This window comes from Nocardiopsis alkaliphila YIM 80379 (assembly GCF_000341005.1).
GTDB classification, from domain to species: domain Bacteria; phylum Actinomycetota; class Actinomycetes; order Streptosporangiales; family Streptosporangiaceae; genus Nocardiopsis; species Nocardiopsis alkaliphila.
This window is the reverse complement of the sequence record NZ_ANBD01000103.1, coordinates 68591-95038: the sequence shown is the minus strand read 5'-3', so window position 1 is coordinate 95038 and position 26448 is coordinate 68591. Positions and strand designations below refer to the sequence as shown.

At 68.3% G+C, this 26448-nt stretch carries 18 protein-coding genes; 6 read left to right on the top strand and 12 right to left on the bottom strand.

What is annotated here, in order from left to right; genetic code table 11:
* Positions 1 to 117 precede the first annotated feature (117 nt).
* The 3 genes from D472_RS0115150 (at position 118) to D472_RS0115140 (ending at position 4171) form a co-directional block, all read left to right on the top strand.
* The gene (locus D472_RS0115150) at positions 118 to 1317 is read left to right on the top strand and encodes a thiolase family protein (RefSeq protein WP_017605327.1); all 1200 of its coding nucleotides are present in this window, start codon (positions 118 to 120) and stop codon (positions 1315 to 1317) included.
* A complete protein-coding gene (locus D472_RS0115145) occupies positions 1314 to 3407 on the top strand; it encodes a 3-hydroxyacyl-CoA dehydrogenase NAD-binding domain-containing protein (protein ID WP_017605326.1) in 2094 nt (697 codons plus the stop codon). The genes D472_RS0115150 and D472_RS0115145 overlap by 4 nt, the downstream gene beginning before the upstream one ends.
* A 170-nt stretch (positions 3408 to 3577) precedes the next feature.
* The gene (locus D472_RS0115140) at positions 3578 to 4171 is read left to right on the top strand and encodes a hypothetical protein (protein WP_017605325.1); all 594 of its coding nucleotides are present in this window, start codon (positions 3578 to 3580) and stop codon (positions 4169 to 4171) included.
* A 61-nt stretch (positions 4172 to 4232) separates the two neighbouring features.
* Here the strand turns inward: D472_RS0115140 and D472_RS0115135 are convergent, their stop codons facing one another.
* On the bottom strand, positions 4233 to 6449 hold the full coding sequence (locus D472_RS0115135) for an MMPL family transporter (protein WP_017605324.1): 2217 nt from the start codon (positions 6447 to 6449) through the stop codon (positions 4233 to 4235).
* A 149-nt stretch (positions 6450 to 6598) separates the two neighbouring features.
* Here D472_RS0115135 and D472_RS0115130 point away from each other — a divergent pair, with 149 nt between their 5' ends.
* Positions 6599 to 7405 (top strand): TetR/AcrR family transcriptional regulator, encoded by an 807-nt coding sequence (locus tag D472_RS0115130; RefSeq protein WP_017605323.1) that lies wholly within the window; start codon positions 6599 to 6601, stop codon positions 7403 to 7405.
* A 40-nt stretch (positions 7406 to 7445) separates the two neighbouring features.
* Positions 7446 to 8828, top strand: coding sequence for a hypothetical protein (locus D472_RS29105; RefSeq protein WP_239642980.1), 1383 nt, complete (start codon positions 7446 to 7448; stop codon positions 8826 to 8828).
* A 3-nt stretch (positions 8829 to 8831) separates the two neighbouring features.
* Here D472_RS29105 and D472_RS0115120 read toward each other — a convergent pair whose 3' ends face one another.
* The 8 genes from D472_RS0115120 to D472_RS0115085 form a co-directional block, all read right to left on the bottom strand.
* Positions 8832 to 10247, bottom strand: coding sequence for an FAD-dependent oxidoreductase (locus tag D472_RS0115120; protein ID WP_017605321.1), 1416 nt, complete (start codon positions 10245 to 10247; stop codon positions 8832 to 8834).
* Between the two features lie 68 nt (positions 10248 to 10315).
* Positions 10316 to 12244 carry a 1-deoxy-D-xylulose-5-phosphate synthase gene (gene dxs / locus D472_RS0115115; protein WP_017605320.1) on the bottom strand — a complete coding sequence of 643 codons (1929 nt, stop codon included), beginning with the start codon at positions 12242 to 12244 and terminating at the stop codon, positions 10316 to 10318.
* Between the two features lie 277 nt (positions 12245 to 12521).
* Positions 12522 to 13292 (bottom strand): sulfite exporter TauE/SafE family protein, encoded by a 771-nt coding sequence (locus D472_RS0115110; RefSeq protein ID WP_017605319.1) that lies wholly within the window; start codon positions 13290 to 13292, stop codon positions 12522 to 12524.
* Between the two features lie 38 nt (positions 13293 to 13330).
* Positions 13331 to 14602 carry a styrene monooxygenase/indole monooxygenase family protein gene (locus D472_RS0115105; protein WP_017605318.1) on the bottom strand — a complete coding sequence of 424 codons (1272 nt, stop codon included), beginning with the start codon at positions 14600 to 14602 and terminating at the stop codon, positions 13331 to 13333.
* 616 nt (positions 14603 to 15218) lie between these two features.
* Positions 15219 to 16499, bottom strand: coding sequence for a sugar ABC transporter permease (locus D472_RS0115100; protein WP_017605317.1), 1281 nt, complete (start codon positions 16497 to 16499; stop codon positions 15219 to 15221).
* A complete protein-coding gene (locus tag D472_RS0115095; protein WP_017605316.1) occupies positions 16496 to 17296 on the bottom strand; it encodes an ATP-binding cassette domain-containing protein in 801 nt (266 codons plus the stop codon). The genes D472_RS0115100 and D472_RS0115095 overlap by 4 nt, the downstream gene beginning before the upstream one ends.
* A 93-nt stretch (positions 17297 to 17389) precedes the next feature.
* A complete protein-coding gene (locus tag D472_RS0115090; RefSeq protein ID WP_017605315.1) occupies positions 17390 to 18490 on the bottom strand; it encodes a sugar ABC transporter substrate-binding protein in 1101 nt (366 codons plus the stop codon).
* A 244-nt stretch (positions 18491 to 18734) separates the two neighbouring features.
* Positions 18735 to 19910 (bottom strand): ROK family transcriptional regulator, encoded by a 1176-nt coding sequence (locus D472_RS0115085; RefSeq protein ID WP_017605314.1) that lies wholly within the window; start codon positions 19908 to 19910, stop codon positions 18735 to 18737.
* 113 nt (positions 19911 to 20023) lie between these two features.
* Between D472_RS0115085 and D472_RS0115080 the strand changes: the two genes are divergently transcribed.
* Positions 20024 to 20620, top strand: a complete 597-nt coding sequence (locus D472_RS0115080) for a uridine kinase family protein (RefSeq protein ID WP_026117719.1) — start codon at positions 20024 to 20026, stop codon at positions 20618 to 20620.
* A 54-nt stretch (positions 20621 to 20674) separates the two neighbouring features.
* Here D472_RS0115080 and D472_RS0115075 read toward each other — a convergent pair whose 3' ends face one another.
* The 3 genes from D472_RS0115075 to D472_RS0115065 form a co-directional block, all read right to left on the bottom strand.
* The gene (locus tag D472_RS0115075) at positions 20675 to 22843 is read right to left on the bottom strand and encodes a protein kinase domain-containing protein (protein WP_026117718.1); all 2169 of its coding nucleotides are present in this window, start codon (positions 22841 to 22843) and stop codon (positions 20675 to 20677) included.
* A gap of 135 nt (positions 22844 to 22978) precedes the next feature.
* Complete coding sequence (locus D472_RS0115070; protein WP_017605312.1) at positions 22979 to 24286, bottom strand: hypothetical protein; 1308 nt, start codon at positions 24284 to 24286, stop codon at positions 22979 to 22981.
* Positions 24276 to 26330: a hypothetical protein gene (locus tag D472_RS0115065; protein ID WP_017605311.1), complete on the bottom strand. Its 2055-nt coding sequence runs from the start codon at positions 26328 to 26330 to the stop codon at positions 24276 to 24278. Before D472_RS0115065 ends, D472_RS0115070 begins: the two co-directional genes overlap by 11 nt.
* Between the last annotated feature and the right edge of the window lie 118 nt (positions 26331 to 26448).

Below are 26448 nucleotides of genomic sequence, written 5' to 3'. Positions count from 1 at the left end.
CGCGGTAGGGCGATCCCACCTCCGCGAAGTGGTCCGCCCCACCACTCGCACTATTTGTTACTGGCGAGTAGCATGGGGGCGACAGTCCACCCATCGCTTGAAGAAGGAGGGGCCATCGTGCCGCGAACCGCCCGCGAAGTCGTGTTCGTCGACGGGGTCCGCACCCCGTTCGGCAAATCAGGCAAGGGCCTCTACGCCGAGACGCGCGCCGACGACCTCGTCGTCCGCGTCATCCGCGAACTGATGCGCCGCAACCCGGGTCTGCCCCCGGAGCGTGTCGACGAGGTCGCCATCGCCGCCACCACCCAGATCGGCGACCAGGGCCTGACCATCGGCCGCACCGCCGCCCTGCTGGCCGGCCTGCCCCGCAGCGTCCCCGGTTACGCCATCGACCGTATGTGCGCCGGCGCGCTCACCGCCGTCACGACCTCCGGAGCGGGCATCTCCTTCGGTGCCTACGACGTCGTGATCGCCGGTGGCGTCGAACACATGGGCCGTCACCCCATGGGCGAGGGCGTCGACCCCAACCCCCGCATCATCTCCGAAAAGCTGGTCGACCCCTCCGCGCTGGTCATGGGCAACACCGCCGAGAACCTGCACGACCGGTACCCCTCCATCACCAAGGAGCGCGCCGACGCCTACGCGGTGCGCAGCCAGGAGAAGGTCGCCAAGGCCTACGCCGACGGCAAGATCCAGGAAGACCTGGTCGAAATGCTCGTCCGCTCCGCGGAGCAGGGCTTCGGGCTGGCCACCCAGGACGAGCCGCCGCGTCCCGGCACCACCATGGAGTCCCTGGCCGGCCTCAAGACCCCCTTCCGCGCCCACGGCAACGTGACGCCCGGTAACGCCGCCGGACTCAACGACGGCGCCACCGGCGCCCTGATGATGGCCGAGGAGGTCGCCGAGGAGCTGGGCCTGGACGCCAAGATGCGCCTGGTCGACTTCTCCTTCGCCGGAGTCGAGCCCGAGGTCATGGGCGTGGGCCCGGTCCCGGCCACCGAGAAGCTGTTCGCCCGTCAGGGCATCACGATGGACGAGATCGGCCTCATCGAGATCAACGAGGCCTTCGCCGTCCAGGTGCTGGCCTTCCTCGAGCACTTCGGCATCGCCGACGACGACGCCCGGGTCAACCCGTGGGGCGGCGCCATCGCCCTGGGGCACCCGCTGGCCTCCTCCGGTGTGCGCCTGATGATGCAGCTCGCGCGCCAGTTCGCCGAGCGTCCCGACGTCCGTTACGGCCTCACCACCATGTGCGTGGGCCTGGGCATGGGCGGGACCATCCTGTGGGAGAACACCAACTACGAGGGGGGCAAGTGAGCACCGCGATCGAAGAGGCCCGGGAACTGTTCAAGGACGAGGTCGTCACCAAGGCGCTCTCCCGTGACGTCGAGCTCCCCTACGGGGCCGGCACGGCCGTCCTGATCACCCTGGACAACGGACACGACCACACCAAGCCGAACACCTTCGGCCCCGGCGGTCTACTCAGCCTGGACGCCGCGATCGAGGCCGCCAAGGCGCGCACCGACATCGTCGCGGTGGCCGTCACCGGCAAGCCGTTCATCTTCGCCGTCGGCGCCGACCTGAGCGGTGTTCCCGCGATTCAGACCCGCGAACAGGCCGAGGCCATCGGCAAGCTCGGGCACGACGTGTTCCGCAAGCTCGGTGAGCTGGACGTACCGACCTTCGCGCTGATCAACGGTGCGGCCATGGGCGGCGGTGTCGAGGTGGCTCTGCACTGCACCTACCGCACCATCTCCTCCGGCGTGCCGGCCTTCTCCTTGCCGGAGACCTTCCTGGGCCTGGTCCCCGGCTGGGGCGGCACCTACCTGCTGCCCCACCTGATCGGCGCCGAGAAGGCCCTCAAGATCATCATCGACAACCCGCTCGCCCAGAACAAGGTCATCAAGGGCGAGCAGGTCTTCGAGATGGGGATCGCCGACGCGATCTTCGAACCCGCCGACTTCGTCGAGGAGTCCCTGCGCTGGGTCTCCCAGGTCCTCAAGGGCGACGTCGAGGTGGAGCGCCCCGAGGTCGACAAGGGCGAAGCCTGGGACAACGCGGTCAACATGGCCCGTTTCACCGTCGAGGGCAAGCTGCACGGCGCCGCCCCGGCCCCGGCCCGCGCCGTCGAACTGGTCGCCCAAGCCAAGGACCGCACCCGTGACGAGGGCTTCGCCGCCGAGGACGAGGCGCTGGCCGACCTGATCATGAGCCCCGAGCTCAAGGCGGGTCTGTACGCCTTCGACCTGGTGCAAAAGCGCGCCAAGCGTCCCGCCGGTGCCCCGGACAAGTCGCTGGCCCGCAAGGTCACCAAGGTCGGCGTCGTCGGCGCCGGTCTGATGGCCGGTCAGCTGGCCCTGCTGTACGCGCGTCGCCTCGACGTTCCGGTCGTCATGACCGACCTGGACCAGGAGCGTCTGGACAAGGGCGTGGCCTACGTCCACGGTGAGGTCGACAAACTCCTGAAGAAGGGGCGTGTCAACCAGGACAAGGCCAACCGCCTCAAGGGCCTGGTCACCGGTTCGTTGACCAAGGACGCCTTCTCGGACGCCGACTTCGTCATCGAGGCCGTCTTCGAGAAGATGGAGATCAAGCAGCAGGTCTTCGCCGAGGTGGAGGCCGTGGTCTCCCCCGAGGCGATCCTCGCCACCAACACCTCTTCCCTGTCGATCACCGAAATGGCCTCCAAGCTCGAGCACCCCGAGCGGGTCGTGGGCTTCCACTTCTTCAACCCGGTCGCCGTCCTTCCGCTGCTGGAGATCGTTCGCGGCGAGAAGACCGACGACGCCTCCCTGGCCACGGCCTTCGCCGTCGCCAAGAAGCTGAAGAAGACCTCGGTGCTGTGCAAGGACGCCCCGGCGTTCGTCGTCAACCGCCTGCTCACCCTGTTCATGGGCGAGGTCCTGGGTGCCGTGGGCGAGGGCACCGAACCTGAGGTCGCCGACCGCGCGGTCGCACCGCTGGGTCTTCCGATGTCGCCGCTGATGCTGCTGCAACTGGTCGGCCCGGCCGTCGGTCTGCACGTCGCCCAGACCCTGAACGCCGCGTTCCCCGAGCGTTTCGCGGTCTCCCCGCAACTGGAGGCCGTGGTCGAGGCCGGCAAGTCGCAGATCTTCGCCCCTGACTTCACCATCGACCCCGAGGTCAAGGAGCTTCTCAAGGGTGGGGACGACCCGTCCGAGGAGAGCCAGATCCTGGACCGGGCCCTGCGCGCTCTGGCCAAGGAGATCCAGATCATGCTGGACGAGGGTGTCGTGGCCGAGGCCGCCGACATCGACCTGTGCCTGATCACGGGTGCCGGTTGGCCCTTCCACACCGGTGGCATCACCCCGTACCTGGACAAGGTCGGCGTCTCCACCGCGGTGAACGGCAAGCCCTTCCACGAGGGTGACCCGAAGGCCGTCTGAGGTCGCATCCGGTAGTTCCCGAACGGGCCCGGTCTCCTACGGAGGCCGGGCCCGTTTCCTGTCATTTCCGACCCCCTTAACATATCGCTCATTCCCCAAGCCAAACGACTTGTCATCGCATTTCAATTACACGAACATGCTCGCCGATAACTTTCGGCAATGTGTCTTCCATGGCCGTTTCATCCGAACACCAGATCTACGCGGAGCTGTTCTCCGACGCCCCCGACGTGGCGGTGGCCTTCCTGCGAGACCTCGGAGTGGAGATACCGAAGTACGACCGCAGCGAACCGACCTCCTGCGACCTCGGACACGTCGACCCGGTCGAACGCCGGTCCGACGTCGCGATCATGCTGCGCGGCAAGGCCGGTGAAGACCCGTTGGGCAAGCTGATGGGTGTCGTGGTGGAGGTTCAACGCGACACCAGCGAGCGCAAACGTTTAACTTGGCCGGAATATCTGGTGGCACTACGCGCCAAGAACGAATGCCCCACCGCCCTCTTGGTGATCTGCCCTCGCCGGCATGTGGCCGACTGGTACGACAAACCCATTTCCTTGGGACATCCGGGTTTCGTCCTCCACCCCATCGTGTTGGGACCGGAACGCATTCCTGTGGTCACTGATCCGATGGAAGTCGGACGTTTTCCGACTTTAGGCGTTTTGTCCGCAGCGGCCCACGGCCCCACCGACCCGAACCGGGTCGAAGCCTGGGTCGACAAGGTCTTCGACCTTCCCGTCACCAACGCGGAGCAACTCTTCGAGGAGTAAGACCGCACCGGGGTGATGGGCGAACCCGGTGCCGCCACCCCGGCCCGCGCACTCATGGAGGTCACACGCTCGCGGATACTCGCTCGGGTTCGCGGCGGGTCCGGGTCGGTTCCTCTTCGTCTCCACCCTCGGAGATACCGATCCGGTCGTGCAGCCACCGTAGCGGACGCGGAAGCCACCAGTTCCGATCACCGAGCAGGCGCATGGTGGCGGGCACCATCACCGCCCGCACCAGGGTGGCGTCCACCAGGACCGCGATCGCCAGGCCCACGCCGATGATCTTCAAGAAGAGCAGCCCCGAGGTGCCCATCGCCAGCAGGACCACGCCCAGCAGCAGGGCCGCACTGGTGATGATCCGCCCAGTGCGTTGCAGGCCCAGCGCCACCGAAGCGGTGTTGTCACCGCTGCGCAGGTACTCCTCTCGCACTCGGCTCAACAGGAACAGCTCGTAGTCCATCGCCAATCCGAAGGAGACGATGGTGACCAGCACCAGATAGGTGGGGTCGATGGTGCCGACCGCCTCGAAGCCCAGCAAGGCCGAGAAGTGCCCCTCCTGGAACCCCCAGACCACCACGCCCAGTGACGCGCCCAGGGACAAGGCCCCCATGAGTACCGCCTTGATCGGCAGCACGAGGGAGCCGAAGGCGAGGAAGAGCAGGAGCAGGGTGGAACCGATGATGAACCCGATGGTGGTGGGCGCGTTCTCGACGATGGCGTCGAGGTTGTCCAGTTGCATCGCGGCCACACCGCCCACGAGGACCTCCTCTGCGCCCTCCGGTGTCTCCTGGGCCCGCACGTCCTCCACCAGCGCCTGGATCTCGGGCGCGTCGGTGGCGCCCTGGTAGCCCACCTCGATGTGGGCGATGCCCTCACCGGTGCGTTCCACGCCGGCGCGCGCCGCTCCGGGAAGGTTCTCCAGGCGTTCGACGTAGGCGTTCAGGTCCTCCTCGCCGGGTTCACCCACCACCGCCACGTGCAGACGACCGACCTGGCCGGCCGGGAACTCCTCCCCCATCGCCTCGGTGGCGAGCCGGGAAGGGGCGTCGACGGGCAGGTAACGCTGGTCGGTGGTACCCAGGTCGGCCGAGGCGAGCCCGGAGCTGAAAGCCACCAGGACACAGGCGACCGCGACCAGGGAGACCGCCGGTCCACGCATGACGACGCGAGCCAGGCGGGCCCAGGCCCCGACGCTCTCATCGACCGCTCCGGTGACGGTGCGCCGCGGCAGCGGCAGCTTCAGACGATCGATTCGGTGGCCCACCACCGACATCAGGGCGGGCAGGAAGACCAGGGCGGCGACGAGGTCGAAGGCGACGACGGCGATGCCTCCCCAGCCGATGGACTGGAGGATGGGCTGGGGAAAGAAGAGCAGCCCGGCGAAAGCGATGCCGACGGTGACACCGGAGAAGGCGACGGTGCGGCCTGCGGTGTCCACGGTTCGGCCGACCGCGTCGCGCACCGAGCGGCCCTTGTTCAGCTCCTCACGGAAACGGCTGACCATGAACAGGCCGTAGTCGATCGCCAAACCCAGGCCCAGCAGGGTGGCCACGTTGATGGCGAAGACGGAGACCTCGGTGACGTGGGTGAGCGCCCGTAGCACGGTGAGGGAGCCGAGGATGGCCAGAGCGCCGACGGCCAAGGGCATCAGGCCCGCGATGAGACCACCGAAGATCAGGACCAGCAAGAGGAGCAGCAGGGGCAGGGTGAGGAGTTCGGCGCGGACGATGTCGGTCTCGGCGGTCTCGGAGAGTTCGTGCTCGACCGCGATGGGACCGCCCAGGTGGGTTCGGAGGGGGCCTGCCTCCAGAGCGGCGGCCACGTCCTCGAACTGGGACAGGCGTTCCTCGTGGGTGGCTCCGGTGAGGGTGATGGGCATGTAGGTGGCGTGCATGTCCTCGGACACGAGCATGCCGCGTTCGATGTCCGCCAGATCCTCGTCGAGGTAGAGGTCGAAGTCGGAGACGACGTCTTCGGGGAGGTCATCGGCGATGCGCTGCACCGCTTTGGCGAAGCTTGGGTTGTCGACCCGCGTCTCGTCGCTGCGAAAGACCGCGATGACGTCGATGTCGGCGTGGCCGAGTTCGTCTTGGAGGAGGTCCATGGCCCGAGCGGACTCCGAGGCCGGGTCCTCGAAGCCGCTTTGGCTGACGTCGTTGAAGACGCCCAGGCCCCAGAGCAGGGAAGCGAGGACGAACAGACCGGTGAGGGCGAGGATCCCTCTTCTGCCTCGGTGGGCAGCCAGACCCAGTAGGCCGAAGAATCCCGTGTTCGTCGACATGACCGTCCTCCGAGCTAACGAGCATCATGTTCGTTAACGCTGTTTGCTAACGGTGTTCACTTAAGCGTGCGCCCATTACGATGTCAATATCGTCGCCTTGAACCGACCAGCGCCATGAAATCGGCGCGAGACGAGGTGTCCTACCGAACATGACGAACCCACAGGCCACGAGCGGACCGCGGGCCGATGGCACGCTCAGTCGCCGTGAGCGTGTGCGCGAGGCCACACTCGCCGAGATCAAATCGATCGCCCGCCGCCACCTGGTGGAGCATGGGGTCGCCGGGGTCTCCCTGCGCGCGATCGCCCGCGAGATGGGCATGACCGCCCCGGGCTTGTACCGTTACGTGCCCGGTATCGACGCCCTGTTGGTGGCGATCACCGCCGACATGTTCGACGAGTTGGCCGACGCCGTCTCCTCGGCCGACGCCTCGGCCCCGCCCGAGGACACCGAACTGCGCCTGCACCGGGCACTGCGTGCCCTGCGGGGCTGGGCCATCACCCATCCCACGGAGTTCTCGGTGATGTTCGGCCCGCGTGTTCGGATCGGACCGGAGTCCGACATCACCCCCGCGGTGGCGGCCGGTGGCCGTTTCGGCTCCACCTTCTTCGCCCTGTTCGAACAACTCCTCCAAGAGAAGGACATCCCGCTGCCCGCCGAGGAGGAGATCGACCCCGACCTCCGTAAGGAGTTGAACTCCTTCGCCGACACGGTGGGGCTATCGGTCCACGACGTCTCGGTGGGAGCGGCCCTGGTGTTGACCAGGTGCTGGGTGCGCGTCTACGGGGTGGTGTGCATGGAGGTGTTCCAACACCTGGACTTCGTGGTGCGCGACATGGAACCGCTCTTCGAATCCGAGCTTCAGGACATGATGGCGGGCTTTGGTGTGCGCTACCGACCGGTGGAGCGAGAGGAGGGGGCTCCGACCACCGACATGACTGATTTACCCCATAATTGAACCATGGGGCAGTTGTCCGCTTCATGGGTACGAAACGGACATGCCCGAACCGTGCAGGCGCGATGACGAGGACGGCCCCGTGGACTACCGAACCGGCGACGAGGCTCCCGGGGAGCACTTCTCCCGGCCCGACCGGCGCGGCGCTCTTCCCGGCGAGCCGCAGCCGGCGAAGGACACCCAGAGTTCGCTTCCGTCCCAGGAATCGCCCCTGTCCCAGGCCCCCGAAAGGCCGCATCCGGTCCTACCTCAAGGGGGCCGGACCCGCCGCCCCACGGCGCAGGGCCCCGGCGCAACCTGGCCAGGGCCCGCCCCCTACGGTGGTCAGCCCTCCCACCCCGCACAGAACCCGCACGCCGCACGCCCCCCACAGCCCTCTCATCCTCAGCAAGGGCCTCCGCCGAGGCCCGAGGGGCCGCCTCCGTGGGCCTATGGGTATCCGGCCGGACGCCCCTACCCCGAGCCCGCCCGTCCGGCTCACCCTTCCCATGCTCCCCGGCACGCCGGACCCGTGGGGCCGTCCTGGCCTCCCCCGGGCCCACGGCCGCGTGCCTCCCGGCACTCCGACAAGGCCAAGGCCGTACTGATCGCGGCGTGCGCCGCCGCCTGCCTGGCCCTGATCGCGCTGGTCGCCGGTGTGGTGACCGTGGCCAACACCCCACAGGAACAGTCCTCCCCCGGCGGGGCGGACCTGTCCACGTACCGGGATGGAGAACTGTTCGCGCGCCCCTCCCCAGTGGAGGTGGACCTGGTCGAACACCCGCTCTACGACGTGGCCACTCCCCCACCCGTCGACTGTGAACTCCCGCCCTTGGACGTTGACGCGAACGATTCCTGGGAGGCCTTTTCCCAGGAGGCCCTGGATTGCCTGGACGCCCTATGGGCCCCCGTCCTGGACGAACTCAGACTGGCCCGGGAACTGCCCGAGGTCACCATGTCCGAACAGGCTCTGCCCAGCGACACCGCGGAGTCCTTCACCATGGCCTACTACGAGAGCGACCGTGAACGGATCACCGTGGTCCTGCCCAACGTGCGTGAGGTGTCCAACTCGATCCCCTCGGATGAGCGCGAGGTCGTGTGGCTGGCCCTGATGGGACACGAATACGCTCACCACCTCCAGCAGGCGACCGGCATCCTGGGGGTCTCCCACGAGCTGCGCATGAGCGCGGGGAGCGAGGACGACGAACTGGACACCCTACGCCGGACCGAGCTCCAGGCCGAGTGCATGGCCGCGATCGGACTGCGCGGCCTGACCGACCCCGAGGGCGACGCGCTGGAGGTGGTCAATCGGCACTTCAACGCCGAGGGTGATCTGGACACCCATGGCAGCGCGGTCTCCCGCACCCATTGGCTCCAAGAGGGCTGGGAGAACACGACCGTGCGGGGGTGCAACACCTACGGCGCCGAGGCGGAACGAGTGAACTGAACTTCAGTTCCGCCCCAGGGCCTTGCGGTAGGCCTTCCACGCCCCCAGTTTGACCCGTTCACCACGTCCGAGGTCGGTGGCGTGTTCGGCCTCGGCCCGATCGATGCGCAACCAGTCCTCGTAGTCGCTGACGGCCAGGCCACGTGCGGCCAATACCTCGGTCAGGTCGACCGGGTCGGGGACCGCGGCACGCAGCTCCGGGGAGTCGGCCAGTAGGGAGCGCACGGTCCCCGCGGCGTCGGACTTGTTGGTCCCGATCACACCGGTGGCGCCACGCTTGATCCAGCCGGCGACGTAATCACCCGGCACGACACCTCCCTCGGTGTCCAGAACACGCCCGTGTTCTTGGGGGACGGTCCGTTCACGTTCGTCGAAGGGAACCCCGGCCAGGGGAACGCCCGCGTAACCCACCGAACGCAGCACCATGCCCACGTTCAGGGTGGAGTACTCCCCCAGCCCTTCCAGGCGTCCCTCATCGTCCAGGCGGGTGTGTTCCACGCGCAGCCCGCTCACGCGGTCCGTGCCCAGGATCTGTTCAGGGCGGGTCCAGAAATGGAATTCGATGCGTCGCGGGCCTTCCCGGGGAGCACGCGCGGCCTGTTCGCGCAGGAGTTTGAGGTTGGTACGGGCGGCCCGCTCGACCCGGCGTAGCTCGGGGCGACCGGTACCGACGTCGGTGAGTTCGATGTCGACCTGTTCAGGGCGCACGATGACGTCCACGCCGGGCAGTTCCAGTAGGTCGCGCAGTTCGGGTGCGGTGAACTTGGCCTGGAGGGGGCCGCGCCGGGCGAGTACGTGCACGGTTCGTACCCGGCTGGCGGCGAGCACGTCCAAGGCGTTCTGGGGGATGTCGGTGTGCCTGAGTTCGTCCGCGGTCTTGGCCAGGATCCTGGCCACGTCCAAGGCCACGTTGCCCGCACCGACCACGGCGACCTCCTCGGCGTCCAGAACGAAGCGTTCCAGTTCGCTGTCGGGGTGACCGCAGTACCAATTGACGAAGGCGGTGGCGGCGAGACTGCCTGGCAGGTCCTCACCCGGTACGTTCATCCTCCGGTCGACGGAGGCCCCGGTCGCGTAGACCACGGCGTGGTGGGAACGGGCCAGGTCCTCACGTGTGAGGTCGACGCCGAAGTCGACCCCACCGACGAAGTTCACGCTCGGATGTTCCAGGATCCGGCGCAGGGCCTTGGCCACACCCTTGATCTTGGTGTGGTCGGGGGCCACACCGTGACGCACCAACCCGTAAGGGGTGTGCAGTCGGTCGAGGACGTCCACGTGGACGGGGACACGACGTTGGCGGGTGAGCGCGTCGGCGGTGTAGATCCCGGCCGGGCCTGAGCCGATCACGGCCACCCGGAGCGGGGTGGCCTCCTCCCAGGTGGGCGGTTCGGGGCTCTGCTCGGGTACGGAAGAGGTCATGACCCCATTCTGGCAGCACCGGAGCCTTCATCCGGTGCCGCCAGAAGGCACGGCGGTACGAAAGCGCCTCAAGCGGTCCTGTCGGCCAACTCTCGAGCGTCCCCGGAGCCCTCACCGCGCCGAGAGACCGTTTCGGTGAGCTTACGGGACAGCTCCTGCGGGGTCAGGCCCTGCTGTTGGAGGATCCGATCCCGCTTGGCGTGGTCCAGGAACTCCTGCTCGATGCCGAAGGTGCGCACGGGCACGTCGACCTCGTGGTCGCGCAGTAGGCGGGCCACGGCGTCGCCCACGGCGCCGGTGCGACCGTTGTCCTCCACCACGGCGACCACGGAATACTCGGCCGCCTCGGCCACCAGGGCCTCGTCCAAGGGCTTGACCCAGAGCGGGTCGATGACGGTGACGCCGATGCCCTGATCGGCCATGCGGTCGGCGACCTCACAGGCGACCTGGGCCATGGTGCCCACGCCCACGATGAGCAGGTCCTTGGAGTGACCGTTGTCGGTGGCACGACGCAGCAGGTCCATCCCGCCGATCTTGTCGATCGCGGGCAGTTCCTCGGCCACGGCGCCCTTGGGGTAACGCACGACGGTGGGAGCGTCCTCCACGGCCACGGCCTCGCGCAACAGGGTGCGCAGGCGCTCGGCGTCGCGCGGAGCGGCCAGCCTCAGACCGGGCACGACCTGGAGGATGGACATGTCCCACATGCCGTTGTGGCTGGCGCCGTCGTTACCGGTGACACCGGCTCGGTCCAGGCAGAAGGTGACGCCCTGGCGGTGCAGGGCGGCGTCCATGAGCACCTGGTCGAAACAGCGGTTGAGGAAGGTCGCGTAGACGGCGACCACCGGGTGCAGACCGTTCATCGCCATGCCGGTGGCGGCGGTGGCGGCGTGCTGCTCGGCGATACCGACGTCGAAGACGCGGTCCGGGTAGGCATCGGCGAACTTGTTCAGCCCCGTGGGGTGGAGCATGGCGGCGGTGATGCCGACGATGTCCTCACGTTCGGCGCCGAGTTCGACCATGGTGTCTGCGAAGACGCCGGTCCACTTCTCCACCTTGGGGCCGGGCTTGGCCTGTCCGGTGTCGACGTCGAAGGGTCCGGGGGCGTGGAACTGGTCCTCGTCGTGGTTCTCGGCGGGGGCGTAGCCCTTGCCCTTCTGGGTGATGACGTGGACGATCACCGGGCCACCGAAGTCACGGGCGCGACGCAGCGACTTCTCCAGGGCCTGCTCGTCGTGACCGTCGATGGGCCCCAGGTACTTCAGTCCCAGGTCCTCGAACATCATCTGCGGCTGGATGGTGTCCTTGAGGCCCTTCTTGAGTCCGTGCAGGGCCTCATAGAGGGGCTGGCCGACCACCGGGGTGCGGTTGAGGGTCGTCTTGGCCAGGTCGAGGGCCTGCTCGTAGCCGGGGGTCATGCGCAGCGAGGCCAGGTGGTCGGCCAAACCACCCATGGTGGGCGAGTAGGAGCGGCCGTTGTCGTTGACGACGATGACCAGGCGGCGGTTCTTCTTCTCCGCGATGTTGTTGAGGGCCTCCCAGGCCATCCCGCCGGTGAGGGCGCCGTCTCCGATGACGGCGACGACGGTGCGGTCGGTGCGTCCTTGGACCTCGTTGGCCTTGGCCATGCCATCGGCGTAGGACAGGGCGGTGGAGGCGTGGGAGTTCTCGATGAAGTCGTGTTCGGACTCGGCGCGTGAGGGGTAGCCGGACAGGCCGCCCTCGGACTTGAGGTTGCTGAAGTCATGGCGGCCGGTGAGAACCTTGTGCGCGTAGGCCTGGTGCCCGGTGTCGAAGAGGAGGGGGTCCTTGGGAGAGTCGAAGACCCGGTGCAGGGCGATACTCAGCTCGACGACGCCGAGGCTGGGACCCAGGTGCCCGCCGGTCTGTGCGCAGGAGCGGATCAGGAACTCCCTGATCTCCTGGGCCAGCACAGGGAGCTGTTCGGCCGGAAGCCTCTTGAGCGCTTCCGGATTGTGCATCGACTCGAACAGTGTCACTGTCTCGTCAGTCCCCTCGTCCCGCGTGTCCGCTTACGTCTGNCCCCCGCCCGCCCCTGTCTTGGTCGACCTTGGCTACCGGCAGGTATACATACTCGAGTTTATGGGCCCCTGGCCCATGGCCCTCACCGGGAACCCCGTGTCCGAAGGCTCGCCGGTACCCGGACCGATGGGGCCGCGTGTCCCGCTCACCACGGAGGGCCTCCCCGGGTGCGCCGTTCCGGCGTAGATTACTCGGTTTTGCCACCATCGTTACCCCTGAGCATCGGGTGCGAGGCTATCGGAGGACCGCCTGTCCGAGAAGCCCCAAGGCGGAGGCGGTCACCACGGACAACAGGATGGTCCTCATCCTGCCCGGGTCCACCCGGCGGCGCACCCGGGCACCCAGGATGAAACCCAGCCCGACGAAGGGGATCAGGATGATCCCGGCGGCGGTGGTGCGGACGTCGATCTGGCCGCCCACGGCCAAGGCCACCACGGAGAACACCCCGCCGAAGAGGAAGAAGGCGGCCAGGCTGGCACGAACCTTCTCCGGCGACTCGTTCTGGTAGAGCAAGGCCATCGGTGGGCCGCCCACGGAGGTGGCGGTACCGGCGAACCCCGAGAGCAGGCCCGCGGCGACCAGGGAGGACCTCGTGATGCGCACCTTGAAGGACCACAGGGTCAGCGCGACGGCCACCAGCACCATGACCCCGATGAAGGCGGCCAGCGCACGGGGATCGAGGAGGGCCACGACCCCGACACCCGCGATGGTTCCGGGGACACGCGCGGGCATGGCCCAGAGCATGCCGTGCCAGTCCACGTGACGCCACTCTTGGACCAACGTCAGCACCGGAAGGACGATCACGGTGATCAGGAGCGTCCCGGGCATGAGCGTGGGATCCAGGAAGGAGATGACCGGCGCGGCCACCAGGCCCAGACCCAGACCGACCATGCTCTGGACGGCGGCCCCGAACAGGACCGCGACCGCCGCCACGAGAAGGAGGACCCAGGCGTCGAGCTGGCCGAACAGACCGTGGGCGGTGGGAGTGAAGAGATCAGCGAACATCAGGCGACGAGGCTACATCTCCCCTCACTCGACCCAGGTCAGGGGATCCGAACATAGGGCGAATCGCTGGTTTCGGTCCGGCCGCGTCGGATCGAGTCGACGTACTCCATCGCCCGTTCGGGGTGCAGGAACCAGTCGATGAGCCCGCTGGGATCGCTGAAGGAGTCGGCGAACCGGTCGGCGGTGGGCTGGTGCCGTTCGGCCAGCCGGTAGAGCTCCCATACGTGGTTCGGCCCGGACAGCATCACCCGACTCCACGCGGTGACCTGGCGTGCGCGCCGCCAGTAGTCGGCGAAGGCGGCCCGCATGAACGCCTCGTCGAAGGAGCGTGCCCCGTGGTCGACGATGGCCCGCCGGTAGATCTCGGCGCACAGTGAGGCCATGTTGGCGCCTTGGGTGGTGATGGGGTCGTTGGTGACCACGGCATCGGCCATACCCCAGACCAGGGCGCCTCCCGGAAGGTGGGCCACGGGTTCCCGCACCACCGGCGTGTAGCCGCCGTACAGGGCCGCCATCGGGTCGGCCAGACGGGCGTGCGCGAAAAGTTCGTACTCCCAGGGCGCGTATCTGCGGAGCACGTCCAGCAGACCCGCCAGCAGGTCCTCACCGGTGGTCCCTGGGGGCAGTGGCCCGTCGAGCGGACCACCCGGCAGCGCCTCCACCATCACGGCGTGGCAGGGTCCGTTCAGGGAGTACGTCGGCAGGGTGAACACCTCGCCCACCCCCGGGATCGCGGTGCGCGACAGCACCCCGCCCCCAGGCCGCGACTCGCCCCCGCTCACATAGGCCATCGACAGGGCACGCTGGGGCTCCTGGAAGGGCGAACGCCGTTCGTCGCGAGGAAAGACCTCGGCGAGCTCCCCCCTGCCGGCGGCGACGACCACGAGGTCGTACCCGGCGCCGAGCGTCTCCAACTCCACCGAGCTCACCCGGTGACGCAGGAAGCGGCCGCCGCCTTGGACGAACAGTTCCGACCAGGCGGCCATCTTCAGCCGTTGGTCCACCGACCTGGCGGGTTCGGACAGACGCCCGACCCAACCCACCTCGGGAGTGGAACCGCCTTCGCGACGTGTCACTCGCACACCGACTCCGGTCACCTCCGGAGCCAGGTCGTCCCAGAGGGCCAGCCCGTGTCGACGTTCACGGCGCAGGGCGGGACCGAAGAGACACTGGGTGGACATCACCCGTCCCGTCCTGATCTCGTCGGGCCCCCTCGGATCGACCAAGGTGACGTCGTAGTCCTCCGCGAGCAGACCCAGCGCGAGCTGAAGCCCGGATTGGCCGGCACCGACGATGAGGATCTTGCGCATGTGTCTCCGTAGGTTCTCAGGTGGCCCCGGGTTCTCGGGCATGGCCGAACAGGGGTGCGTCACCATGGCGTGCGACGCCCCCGCAATGGCCGGCGGCTTTGTCGGGGGTGAAGCTAGCAGTACTCGCCAAGGCACCGAGACCACCCCCTGACCTTGGGACTTTCGCCCTCATCCCGGTGGGACCAAGGGACCCGAGGGCCCTGAGTGTCCCGTCCCACATCGGACCTTGGGCCTCAGGGGCGCTCCCCTCACCCTCTTTCCAGGTCGACGCAGGTCAGGGCATCGAGCCCTCCAATCCGGCAAGGAAGGCCCACTTCTGGGACCCAAGGTCCTCTCGGCAGGCGGCCTCCGCCGAGGCCGAGGCTCGGCACGGGTACGCCACCAAGCGAGGAAGGTGACGCACTTCACCTGACCCTGAGGGCGAAGAACCGGCCCCTCGAGAACGGGAGGGGAGAAGCGGCCCAGAGCGTCACCGGAGACCGTGAAGAGTCCACCGGGGTCCTCTCATGCCAGGTCCCGGGCCGGTGGGTGTGGGACCGGCCCGGGACCTGAGCGGCCCTGGACGGAAGGGCCGCCCCTCCCGCGGGAGAGGTCGAATGACGCTGGTGCCGCCTCGCTAGGCCCCGCCCCTGGCGTGGGTCTTGCGTCCACGCCGCGAGACCGCGTCGAGGATGACCGCCACGAGCAGGACCGCCGCGGTGATCATGAACCGGACCGAGGTGTCCACGTTGGGCAGGAGCAGCAGCCCGGAGGTGATGGCGCCCAGCACCAGGCCGCCCAGCAGCGCGGAGTAGGCGTTGCCGCGCCCACCGAACAGGCTGGTTCCGCCGATGACCGCCGCGGCGATGGCCATCATCAACTCCGACCCACCACCGGTGGTGGTGCTCGCCGCGATGTTGCGCGAGACCAGCATGATCCCGCCGAGCGCGGCGAGGGTGGAGGCGATCCCGAAGACCGAGATTCGGATGAGGATCACGTTGATACCGGCCCGGCGCGCCGCCTCGGCGTTACCTCCCACCGCGTAGACCATCCGCCCGTAGCGGGTCTTGCGCAGTACCAGGTCGAGCACGACCACCGCGCCGACGAAGATCAGGAACGCCAGGGAGACACCCTTGTGCTGGTTGACCACCCACACCCCCGCGACCAGCGGCAGCGCCAGTAGACCGGTACGCAGCAGCACCTCGGGAAGAGGCTTGTAGGGCAGGGAGGACAACCGGCGGCGCCGTTCGGCGGTCAATACCGTGGAGGCGTAGAGGAAGAGCGCCAGCGCGACGACCGCCCAACCGATCCACGGCACGAAGTAGGTCTGGGTCAGGGCCGCGATGAGTCCATCGGAACGGGTGTTGATGGTGCCGTCAGGGGCCATCAGGAAGAGATGGAGTCCCTGCCAGCCCAACAACCCGGCCAAGGTCACCACGAAGGCGGGGACTCCGATCTTGGCGAAGATCACCCCGTGGATCAGGCCGACCAGCAGGCCGACCCCCAGCGCGGTGAGGATGCCCGCCCACTCGGGGAAGCCGTGCCGCATCACGGTCACACCCAGGACACCGGCGGACAGGCCCGCGACGGAACCGATGGACAGGTCGATCTCGCCGAGAAGCAGCACCATGATGACACCGGTGGTCATCAAGCCGATCGCGGCGATCTGCACCGTGAGGTTGGATAGGTTCTGCGGGGACAGGAAGCGATCGTTGAGCGACTGGAAGACGATCGCGATGAGGACCAGTCCGATGACGACCGGGGCCGCGCCCAGTTCGCCCGAACGAAGATTGCGCTTGATCGCCGTCCACCAGCCCCGAGGGCTGGCGGCCACCGACAGCAGTCGGGGGTCTCGTCGGGGCGTGGAGGGGCCGGTTCCCTGTCCGGGTTCCCTCACGACCGGAGTCTGCTGGCTCATCGCTGGTCCTCCGTCGCCATGGACCCCTGGTCCGTACGGTTCGAACGACGCGAGACCGGGTTGTCGGCCGCGCCGGTGATCGCCGCGACGATCTCCTCGTAACTGGTGTCGGCGACCGAGAAGTCACCGGCGTTGCGACCCAGGCGCAGGACCGAGACGCGATCGGCCACCGCACGCACGTCCGCCATGTTGTGGCTGATCAGGACCACGCCCAGCCCTTGGTCACGCAGGCGTTCGATCAGGTCCAGGACCTGTGCGGTCTGGGCCACGCCCAGCGCGGCGGTCGGCTCGTCGAGCATCACCACGCGGGGCTGACCCAGCAGGGATCGGGCGATGGCGATGATCTGGCGCTGACCGCCCGAGAGGGAGGACACCGGCACCCGAAGGTCGGGGATGCTGACCGAGAGCGAGTCGAGGAGTTCCCAGGCCCGGCGTTCCATTTCGACCTCGTCGAGGGTGCCGGGAAAGTGCAGCCGTTCACTACCCAGGAACAGGTTGCCTACGATGTCCAGGTTGTCGCACAGGGCGAGGTCCTGGTAGATGGTGGCGATGCCCAGACGCTGGGCGTCGGCCGGATTGGCGATGGTGACCGGTGTGCCGTCCCAGGCGATCACACCGCCGGCGTCCGCCGTGTGCGCACCGGCGATGACCTTCACCAGGGTGGACTTACCGGCACCGTTGTCACCCAACAGGGCCACGACCTCGCCCTCATCGACGTGGAAGTCGACCCCATCGAGAGCCCTGACGGCCCCGAAGGTCTTGGAGATCCCGGACAGTTCCAGGACGGGTTTACTCATGTTTACCGCTGTCTTCCTTACTCCTTTCGACCGTCCCGGGGCGGGTCTCCCCGCACCGGGGTCCCGCCCCGGGGCCGGTCGAAAGAGTCGTGCCTAGAGGGCTTCCTGGCAGAACTCGGTGTCTTCGTAGTCAGAGGTGCAGATCTCTTCGATGGTGTAGTAGCCATCGGAGACCACCGTGTCCCCGATGTTGTCCTTGGTGATCGCGACCGGTTCGAGCAGGATGGCCTGGACGGCCGTGCCTCCGCCGTCCTCCATCTCGGTGATCTCGTACTCGCCCGCCTCGACCTCCTCACCGGTGGCCAGGGCCATCGTCGCGGCGACGGCCAGTTCGGCCTGGGGCTGGATCGCCTTGTAGACGGTCATGTACTGCTCATCGGCGATGATGCGCTGGATGGCGGCCAACTCGGCGTCCTGTCCGGTCACCGGCGGCAGGTCCGCCACACTCACACCGGCACTGCGCAGGGCGGCGATGGCACCGGAGGCCATGCCGTCATTGGCCGCGTAGACTCCGACGATCTCGTCCACGCCCAAGGAGGTGATGGCGCCCTCCATCTGACTGGTGGCCTCCTCCGGAGACCAGTCCGGGGTGTCGTACTCCTGGCCGATCTCGACCTGGCCCTCGAAGATCTCGTGGGCTCCGGCCTTGAAGTCACCGGCGTTGGGGTCGGTGGGTGAGCCGTTGATCATGACGATCTGGCCTTCACCCGCGGTGCCCTCCTCTTCCATCGCGCCGATCAGGGACTCGGCCTGAACCTGGCCGACCCGGTGGTTGTCGAAGGAGATGTAGGTGTCGACGCCGCCCTCGGCGAGCCGGTCGTAGGCGAGCACCGGCACGCCCTGGCTCTTGGCCTCGTTGACGGTACCGGCGGCGGCTGCTGCGTCGACCGCGTCCAGGACCAGGATGTCGACCCCGTCGGTGAGCATGGCCTGTGCCTGGGTCTGCTGTTCGTCGACGTCACCGTCGGCGTTGGCGTAGGACAGTTCGCAGTTGGGACACTGTTCCTCGAGCGCGGCCTCGAAGTAGGGGTAGTCGAACGCCTCGTAGCGGGCGGTGTACAGGTCGGGCAGGAGGAGACCGACGTGGAAACCGTCCTCGACGCTGTGGGTCTGGCTCTCGGTTTCACCACCGTCGGAGGTAATGGCACCGCAGCCGGTGGCCACCAGGGTCAGAGCCGCCGTCAGTGCGGCCAAACCTGCGGTGAGAAGTCGTGGGGCTGAGCTTGGTCTGTTCAACACCGGCTCACTTTCATGGTCAGGGGGCGAGCGGACCCCACCCGCGGATGGTGGTCGAAGTCAAACCCCGAGACCGGCTTGCCGTCAACTCCTGAACACATAACCGAAACATCACAGAAATTGCATTCAAGCTCTAAAGTCAGCATATGCGCTGGTCAGAGCCTTATGACGTCCCCGGCTTCACGCCCGAAGTGAGGTCGGATCAGCCCGCCGACCGGGCCGCCATCCTCAACGCTCCGTACAGCATCGCCTGGTCCCCCAGAGCGCTGGGGAGCAGGTCCAACCTGCTCAGAGCACTGCCCAGCGTCCCCAGCTCCATCGCTCTGCGCATCGGACCCAGCAAGAATTCACCGGCCCGCGCCAACTCCCCGCCGACCACCACCCGGTCCGGGTTGAACAGATTGGCCATGATCGCGGCGCCTTGGCCCAGGGCCGTGCCCGCTTCATCGATGATCCGGCGGCAACCCGGGTCACCGTTCAAAGCCGCATCGACCAGATCGCTCAACCGCACAGGGTCCGAGCCGCGGGCCAGGTCGGTGTGCCGGGGCAGCATGTTGAGCAGGTAGGAGGAGCCGACGAAGGTCTCCAGACAACCGCGGTTACCGCATCGGCACACTTGACCACGGGAGTCCAAGCCGATGTGTCCGACCTCGCCCGCGGTTCCACCCGCCCCGCGAAAGAGGTTCCCGGCGACCACCACACCGGCCCCCACTCCCTCACTGAGCAGCAGGTGGATGACGTGTTCGGCGCCCTGTGCGACACCACGCTCACGTTCTGCGAGCACCGCGAGGTTGGCGTCGTTCTCCGCCCGTACCGGCAAGGCGAGTCGTTCACTGAGCGCCTGAGCCGGCCGAAAGCCCGACCAGCGCGGCAAAGCGGAGATCTCGCCGACCTCCCCGGTGTCGGGGTCCAAAGGCCCCGGAATCGAGGCCACCACCGAGGAGACCGTGCCCAGATCGATCCGGGCCGCGATCAGCAGGGTCTCGGCCAGCCAGGCCGCCCGTCGCACCGCGCGGGAGGCATCCGCCGCCACGTCGTAGCCGACGCTCTCGTGGGAGGTCATGGTGCCCGCACTGTCGCCCAGAGCGACCCGGATGTGGTCGGCGGTGAAGTCCACCGCCACCACCGTGCCCGGCGGGCGCAGAAGACTGACCGCGCGAGCCCTACGACCGTTGGAGGAGGTGTCCCGGACCACGACGGTGCCGGCGGCGCGCAGACCTCGCACGATGTTGGAGACACTGGCCGCCGACAGTCCGGTGGCCCGCGCCAGCTCGGCCTGGGTGCGGGTTCCATCACGGCGCAGCACGTCGACCACACGCCGTTCATTGGCCTGGCGCAACGCGGACTGCGAACCCGGGGTCGTGTCGGCCTCGGTCACCGCGTACCCCTTTGGTTCGTGTCCTGTGTGCTCGTCGGGAGGAATATTACAAGCCTTGAACGCGGCTGAGAACCGCAGGTGCCCGATCTCACCAGGGCCCTAGACTCCGCCCCATGGCGAAGGTGGGGACAAAACACTCCGGCTGGGTCGGGCGGGCGGCACTGTTCGTGCTGGCGGCCCCGCGTGTCGGACCACGGGTACGGGTGGTGGCGGTGGAGGGTCGCTCGGGGTCGGGCAAGAGCACGGTGGCCGAGCGACTGCGGCGAGAACTGGCCGAACGCGGCGAGCCGGTCGCCGTATTGAGCATGGACGACCTCTACCCGGGTTGGGAAGGGCTGGCCCGAGCACCCGAACTGCTGCGCGCGTGGGTGCTCTCACCTTTGTCAGAAGGACGTCCTGTGGCCTGGCGACGCTACGACTGGGAGCGGAACCGTTTCGAGGAACGGTGGCGAGGACTGCCCGCGGCCCTGTCGACGGGCGGGACCCTGGTGGTGGAGGGGTGCGGGTCGGGCGCGGAGGCCGTTCGTGACCTACTGGACGTGCTGCTGTGGGTAGAGGCGCCCACGAGTGTGCGTTCGGCGCGCTTGGACCGGCGGGAGGACCACGACGCCTACGCCCCCTTCCGTCGGGTATGGGCCCACCAAGAGGAGGAGTTGTACGCCGGTGACCGTACCCGCGACCGGGCCGACCTGGTGATCGACAACCCCTGAAGCGGAGGTGGGCCGAGCGATCGCTTCGGGCTCGGGCCCGGCCGCCCGTGCGGGTCAGCCGGAGGACAGTCGTCGGGCGCGTTCCAGGTCGGCGCGGATACGTTCCACCCCGTCGGTGAGTTGGGGCAATTGCCGGCGGGAGTGGTGCAGCTCCATGACCCGCTGGGCCCGACGGGCCGCGCCACCGCACATCACCCAGTTGGTGACCGTGGCGCTCGCGGCGCCGATCAGGGCCAGGACCCCCAGCCAGAAGAGGAAGTCCCCGAAGCCACCACCCTGGGCCAGCCCCAGCACGAATCCCAAGGGCAGGGCGACGATGGCGTACTTGCACACTTGAGCGGCCTTGTTCATTCTCTCCTGGAACCGGACCTTCTGCTCTAGGGCCTGGTGTGCCCCAAAGACCTCGGAGTAACGGCCCTCCCAGTAGCGGCGTTGGCGGGCCAACACCCGGATGGTGGGCATGGCGCCGTGGACGGCGGCTGCGTATCCGGCCGAATCGGGGAGTTCGGCGGCGATCACGCGTTCCCAGAGGATGTCGACCCAGTCGGCCACCCCTCGGTCGCGGCCGTCGCCTGGCGGGGTGATCTGGTCCGGGTCGAGCAGGAAGGCCATGATCAGCGCGGGGTTGACAGAGACCTGGGTCGAACGCCACCCCTCCAGTTCCTGGGCAAGACGTGCGCACAGGGCGTTGCCGGCCTGTTCGGCACGGTCCAGGTCATCGGCCAGTCGCTGGTGTGCCCCAGGGTCGGGGGTCTGGTGGGAGCCGAGGACCCGCAGGAGTTCGGGGCGGGCCAACAGGATCATCTCGTTGGCCAGCGGAGCACCGGTGAGAAGTGGGCGCGGATCGGCGAACAGCGTGCGCAGGTCGCTCATGGCGGCGGCGCGGCCACGAAAGACCGGCGGCAGGTCGGGGCGCGCCTGGGCGATGAAGGAGGCGACGGCCAGGTTGGCGTCACCGACCTGGCGACGGAACAGGCCTCGGTCGATGGTGGTGTCACCCAGGTCCTCCATGATCCAGGCACCCAGGACGGAGTGTTCGTCGGGATCGTTGAAGACCTGGACGGCGGCGGCCCAATGGTGCTGCATCGCCTCGGCCAGAGCCCCCATGTCATGGAAGCGGCCACCCGCGAAGTGGTAGGGCGGGGCGTCCCCGGTCTGGGCGGGGGCGAAGGTACCGGGCGGGGTGAGGGGCGCCGGTGGGACGGCGGGCGGAGTCTGTGGCCGGACCGCAGGAGGGGCCGAGGCCGGTCCGGTTTCGGCCGGGGCGACCTTCGTGGGGGCCACCGGAGCGGTTCCACCGGGCGAGTGGGGGGCCACCCGGGTCCGCTCCACACCCACCAGGGTGGGCGCGTTGGGCGCGGGGGTGATGGTGGTCATCTCCTGGGTCCCGAAGGTGTTCGGGGTCAGAGCGGCGTCCGATCCACCGGTGATCAGCCCTTGCAGGAGTAGGGCGGCGTCCGGTCGGGCCCCGGGCTCCTTGGCCAAACATTCCTTCAGGAGACCGGCGAACGAATCGTGCACACCGTCGAGATCGGGCTCCCCGCTCAGGATGCGAGCGATCCGGGAGGCCTGGGTGGGCCCGGGAAAGGCTTCGTGCCCGGTGGCGGCGAACACCATCACCGCCGCCCAGGAGAACACGTCCACGGCCGCGGTGAGGCGGGCGCCCTCCAACTGTTCGGGGGCCATGTAGCCGATGGTGCCGACCACCCCGCTGGCGGTCACCGAGGTGGCCTCCACGGCGCGGGCGATCCCGAAGTCGATCACCCTCGGCCCGTCCGGCGCGAGCATGATGTTGTCCGGTTTCAGGTCCCGGTGCACCACCCCGGCCGCGTGGATGGCCGCCAACGCCGTGGCGGTCGACACCGCCAACCGCTGGAGATCGGACCCGGTACGGGGCCCATCGGACTCCACCGAGGCCTGCAAGGTGGGGCCGTCGATGTACTCGGAGGCGATCCAGGGCTGCTCGGCCTCGGGATCGGCGTCCAAGATCTCGGCCACACAGAAACCGCTCACACGGCGTGCCTGTTCCACCTCGGCCGCGAACCGACGCCGCATGTCCTGGTCACCCGACCAGCTCGCGTGCAGCAACTTGACCGCCGCCCGGGTCCCGTCCTCGGCCTCACCGAGGAACACCTCACCGAACCCACCTCGGCCCAGAGACCTCAGCAGCCGGTAGCCACCGATCACGCGCTCCCACGTGTCCTGGTCCTGGGGATCGTCCACAGCCCCGCCCGTCCCTATGTTCGTTCGCGTTCTCTTGGCATGGCCCACCGTAAAGGGCTCTGTCAGGGTGCCACAGAAGTGGGACCCTCCGCGCCGCTCCGGGTTCCCGTTCGGGCGCCCCTGCCGATGGAGTCATCACCGCTGTCGGGAGTGGTCACCTCGCAGGACCCGCTCGACCAGGTCATCGCTCAGTGTCCCGAAGCCGGTGGCCGCCCACACGCTCTCCTCCTTGGGTACCTCGTAGTAGGGCACCTCACGTCCCCGATACCGCGCGGCCAACACCGTGGGGCGGGTCCGATCCCGGACGGCCTTGGCGCACACGGCGCACAGCGGTACCCGGATGTCGTTCAGCCCTCCGAATTCGCGCCACTTCGTCACCTTGGTGTCGGTCCCGTGGAGCGGGTTCGCGTAGCAGTGCGAGCGCAGGGGCGACGTCTTCCGTTTCTGGGCCGGCCGGGTGGCCCTGGCCATGTGGTCCTCGGCCATGTCCAACAACACGAGCACACCGGCGACGTCCACCAGGGCCCCCTCGTCCGGAAGCCGGTCGTGAACGCTACGGGCCGCGGCGTGCGCGTCGAGGGCACGGCGCAACGCCTCGGTCGCCCCGGGGTCGTCGCTGTGGGGCCGAGCGGCACCGATCCGTTCGCCGAACTCGATCAACTCCCGTCCGGCCTTGCGTGCCAGCTCCTCTCGACGGGCCAGGTTCGCGTTGTCGAAGGCGGCGTGTTGGGGGACGGTCGGTACGGCGCGGGGCCTGCGCCAGCGATACACGCCCACCCCCAGACCGACCAGTGCCATCACCGCCAATGCCCAGGGCAGGATCACGAGCGCCGAGTACCCGCCCGGACCGAGCGAGTACATCCAGTCGAGCGGCCCCTTCTGCCTGGTCTCGACGAGTTCCTCATAGGTTCCGTAGGGGTCGTCGGACAGGGCGATCTCCACCGATCGCTCCACCTTTTCGGCCGCCGGGGCGTCATAGCCGAGTTCGTAGGAGACCGCGAGAGCGGAATAGAAGGCCCGCTGCTCTTCAGGAGCGCTCTCGGTACCGAAGTCGTGGCCCGTCACGCTGCGACCATCCGTCACCAGGTAGTGGGCCCGGCCTCCGATTCGGTCGTGCACGGCCGCGACCATGTGGTCGGCGTCACCGGACCAGTCACCGCCCTCGATCAGTGGCACGGCCAGCAGACGAAGCGGGATCCGGGAATCGGTGATCCGTTCGGCCAGTGCGCCGGCGCGTTCCTCGGGCAGGGCGGACGAGAAGGAGGGGTCGATGTGGACCGGCGACTCCCGCAGTTCGGCGACGATCCGTTCCGTCGGGCTCATCGCCTCCGGTTCGGTGTCGGCCAGGACGGCCCCGGGTGCGACCAACACCAAGAAGACGGCCAGGAGCGAGGCCGCGAACATGAACGGGCGGGTCCTCACCCTACGGTGGTCAGTGGACATCGGACTCCTTCAACAGCTCTTCCACGTCGAGTCGGTGCCTGGCCCCGTATCCGCTCCGGACCCACGCGCGATCCGACTCCGAGTGCGGAACGCGTCCTCCCTCGGGCGCGGCGACCCGCAGGACGCGGCTCCGCCGTTGGGCCTTCGAGCGCACGGCGCAGGCCGCACAGAGAGGGACCGAGACCACGACTTCACGATGGCCGTTCTTCTTGCGTCCGGCCCTTCGGAGCACGGACGGTCCGTGCAAGGGGTCGACCACGCACACGGGCTGGTCGGCCAAAGCGGCGGTTTGTGGATCCGGGTCGAGCCTGAGGGCGACCCGATCGGCCAGCACGATGATCCCGACGAGGTCGAGTTCGTCGGGGCGGCCGGCCAGAACGGTCAGCGCCGTATCGGACTCTCGGAGCGCCTGCCTGCGCCCCGGGTGGTCGGTGGGGGCCTCGTGGAGCGCCTTGGTCATCCGCCGCACCGCACGGTCGGCGCGCGAGCGTAGGGCGCGGCCGGGCGCGACGCGCACACGGACCACACCCGCGCCCACCGTCCGCACCAGGGCGAGGAGCGCCACGGCGGCCAAAGGCCCGATCAGGAACAGTGCGAGGTAGAAGCCCTCGGAGAAGAACCGGGAGAAACGTGAGCGTTCGGGGGCCGGTTCGGCCCGGTACTCCACCGAATGGGGCACCTCCGAGGCCTCTCCTGGAGCCACCACCATCTCGGTCTCCACGACATCGAACAGCTCACCCAGGGCACGCTCCGGTGTGATGTCGGTGAGGTAGCCGGTCACGTCCCCCAGGTGCGACCAGTCCCGGTCCCCGTCCTCGTAGGTCAGACCGAACCGGGCCGTGTCCACCTGGGTCGCGTCCCGCGACCGGCTGTGGACGGTGACGAAGAAGCCGTCTTCTCCCATCACGTGGTGCAGGGCGTGCGCGAAGACCTCTCCATCGCCACCCGACTCGTCGTGCGGGTTCATGGGCATCACCGTGACGTAGACGGGAAAGTCCTCGGGCAGGTCTCGTTCGATGACCTCCGCCAGCCCTTGGGTGTCCATCTCCGTCTGCGGGTCCACGTAGAAGGGATCCTCCCGCAATGCCTGGGCCACCCGTTCCAGGCGAACGGTGTCGACGACGTAGGGCGGTGTCACGGGTGGGAGCGGGGCCGCCTTCTCGACGTCTTGGGGCAGGGTCGCGTTGTTCAGGTGGATCAGGGACCCGATCATGATCACCGCACCGGTGGCGGTGGCCAGGGCCGTGCCCGTCAGGAGGGCACGGTCACCGGCCGGTCGGCCGGTATGGCCCGCTTCGGTGGCCCGTTTCCGGCGCCTCGAACGAGCCCATCCCATGGCCACGGCCAGCGTGAGGGTCAGGCCGGTGGCGAAGGCGGCGGTCGTACCGAGTCGTTCCGGGCCGTTGTAGCTTTGCAGGCTCAGTTGCCTCAGGTAGGTGTCGGCCCACCAGTAGACCGGCCCCAGGAGCCGGCGCCCCGGCCCCCATCTCTTCTCGTATCGCTCGTCGAGGTCGGGGGCGACCAGTGTCCGGGCGAAGAGTTCGGCCCGCTCCTCCAGTGGGAGGAAGGTGCTGATCCCACCTTCCCGCAAAAGCACGCTGTTGGCACGGTCCACGGGCAGGTCCACCTCCCGGGACACCGCGGCCACCTCGCCCGTTCCCGGCCGTAGGTAGACGTACAGGCCGGGTTCTCCCACTCGGTCCTGGGTCGCGGCCAAGAAGTCCTTGGGCATGGTGGAGTGACCGGGGAGCGCACTGGCCACCACGTAGTACGGAACCTCCAGTGGGCCGAACGCCTCGTGCAGGTCCCCTTCCAGCTCCTCCAGGTCGTACAGGCCCGCGAGCGAGTCGTCGACGACGACCGCTTCGCCCTCGGGTTCCTCGGCCAAGAGGCCGGCGTAGTACTCGGCCGCCCCCACCCCGTCTTGCGTGGACTCCTCTGAGTCGGCCTGGGCCGGGACGGCGCACAGCAGGACCAAGAACGCCGACAACGACACGTACCCCAGCCACGAGGTGTGGCGGGTTCGGGAGAGGTGGGAAGACATCCGGTCATCCTGTCTCGGCGATGCCGTCGGGATCATCGGGGGTGGGAAGGGCCGGGGCGAGGGCCACGCCTTCCGGTGGCCGGGGCGCCAAGTGAGCATATCCGGAATTTGTTGACCT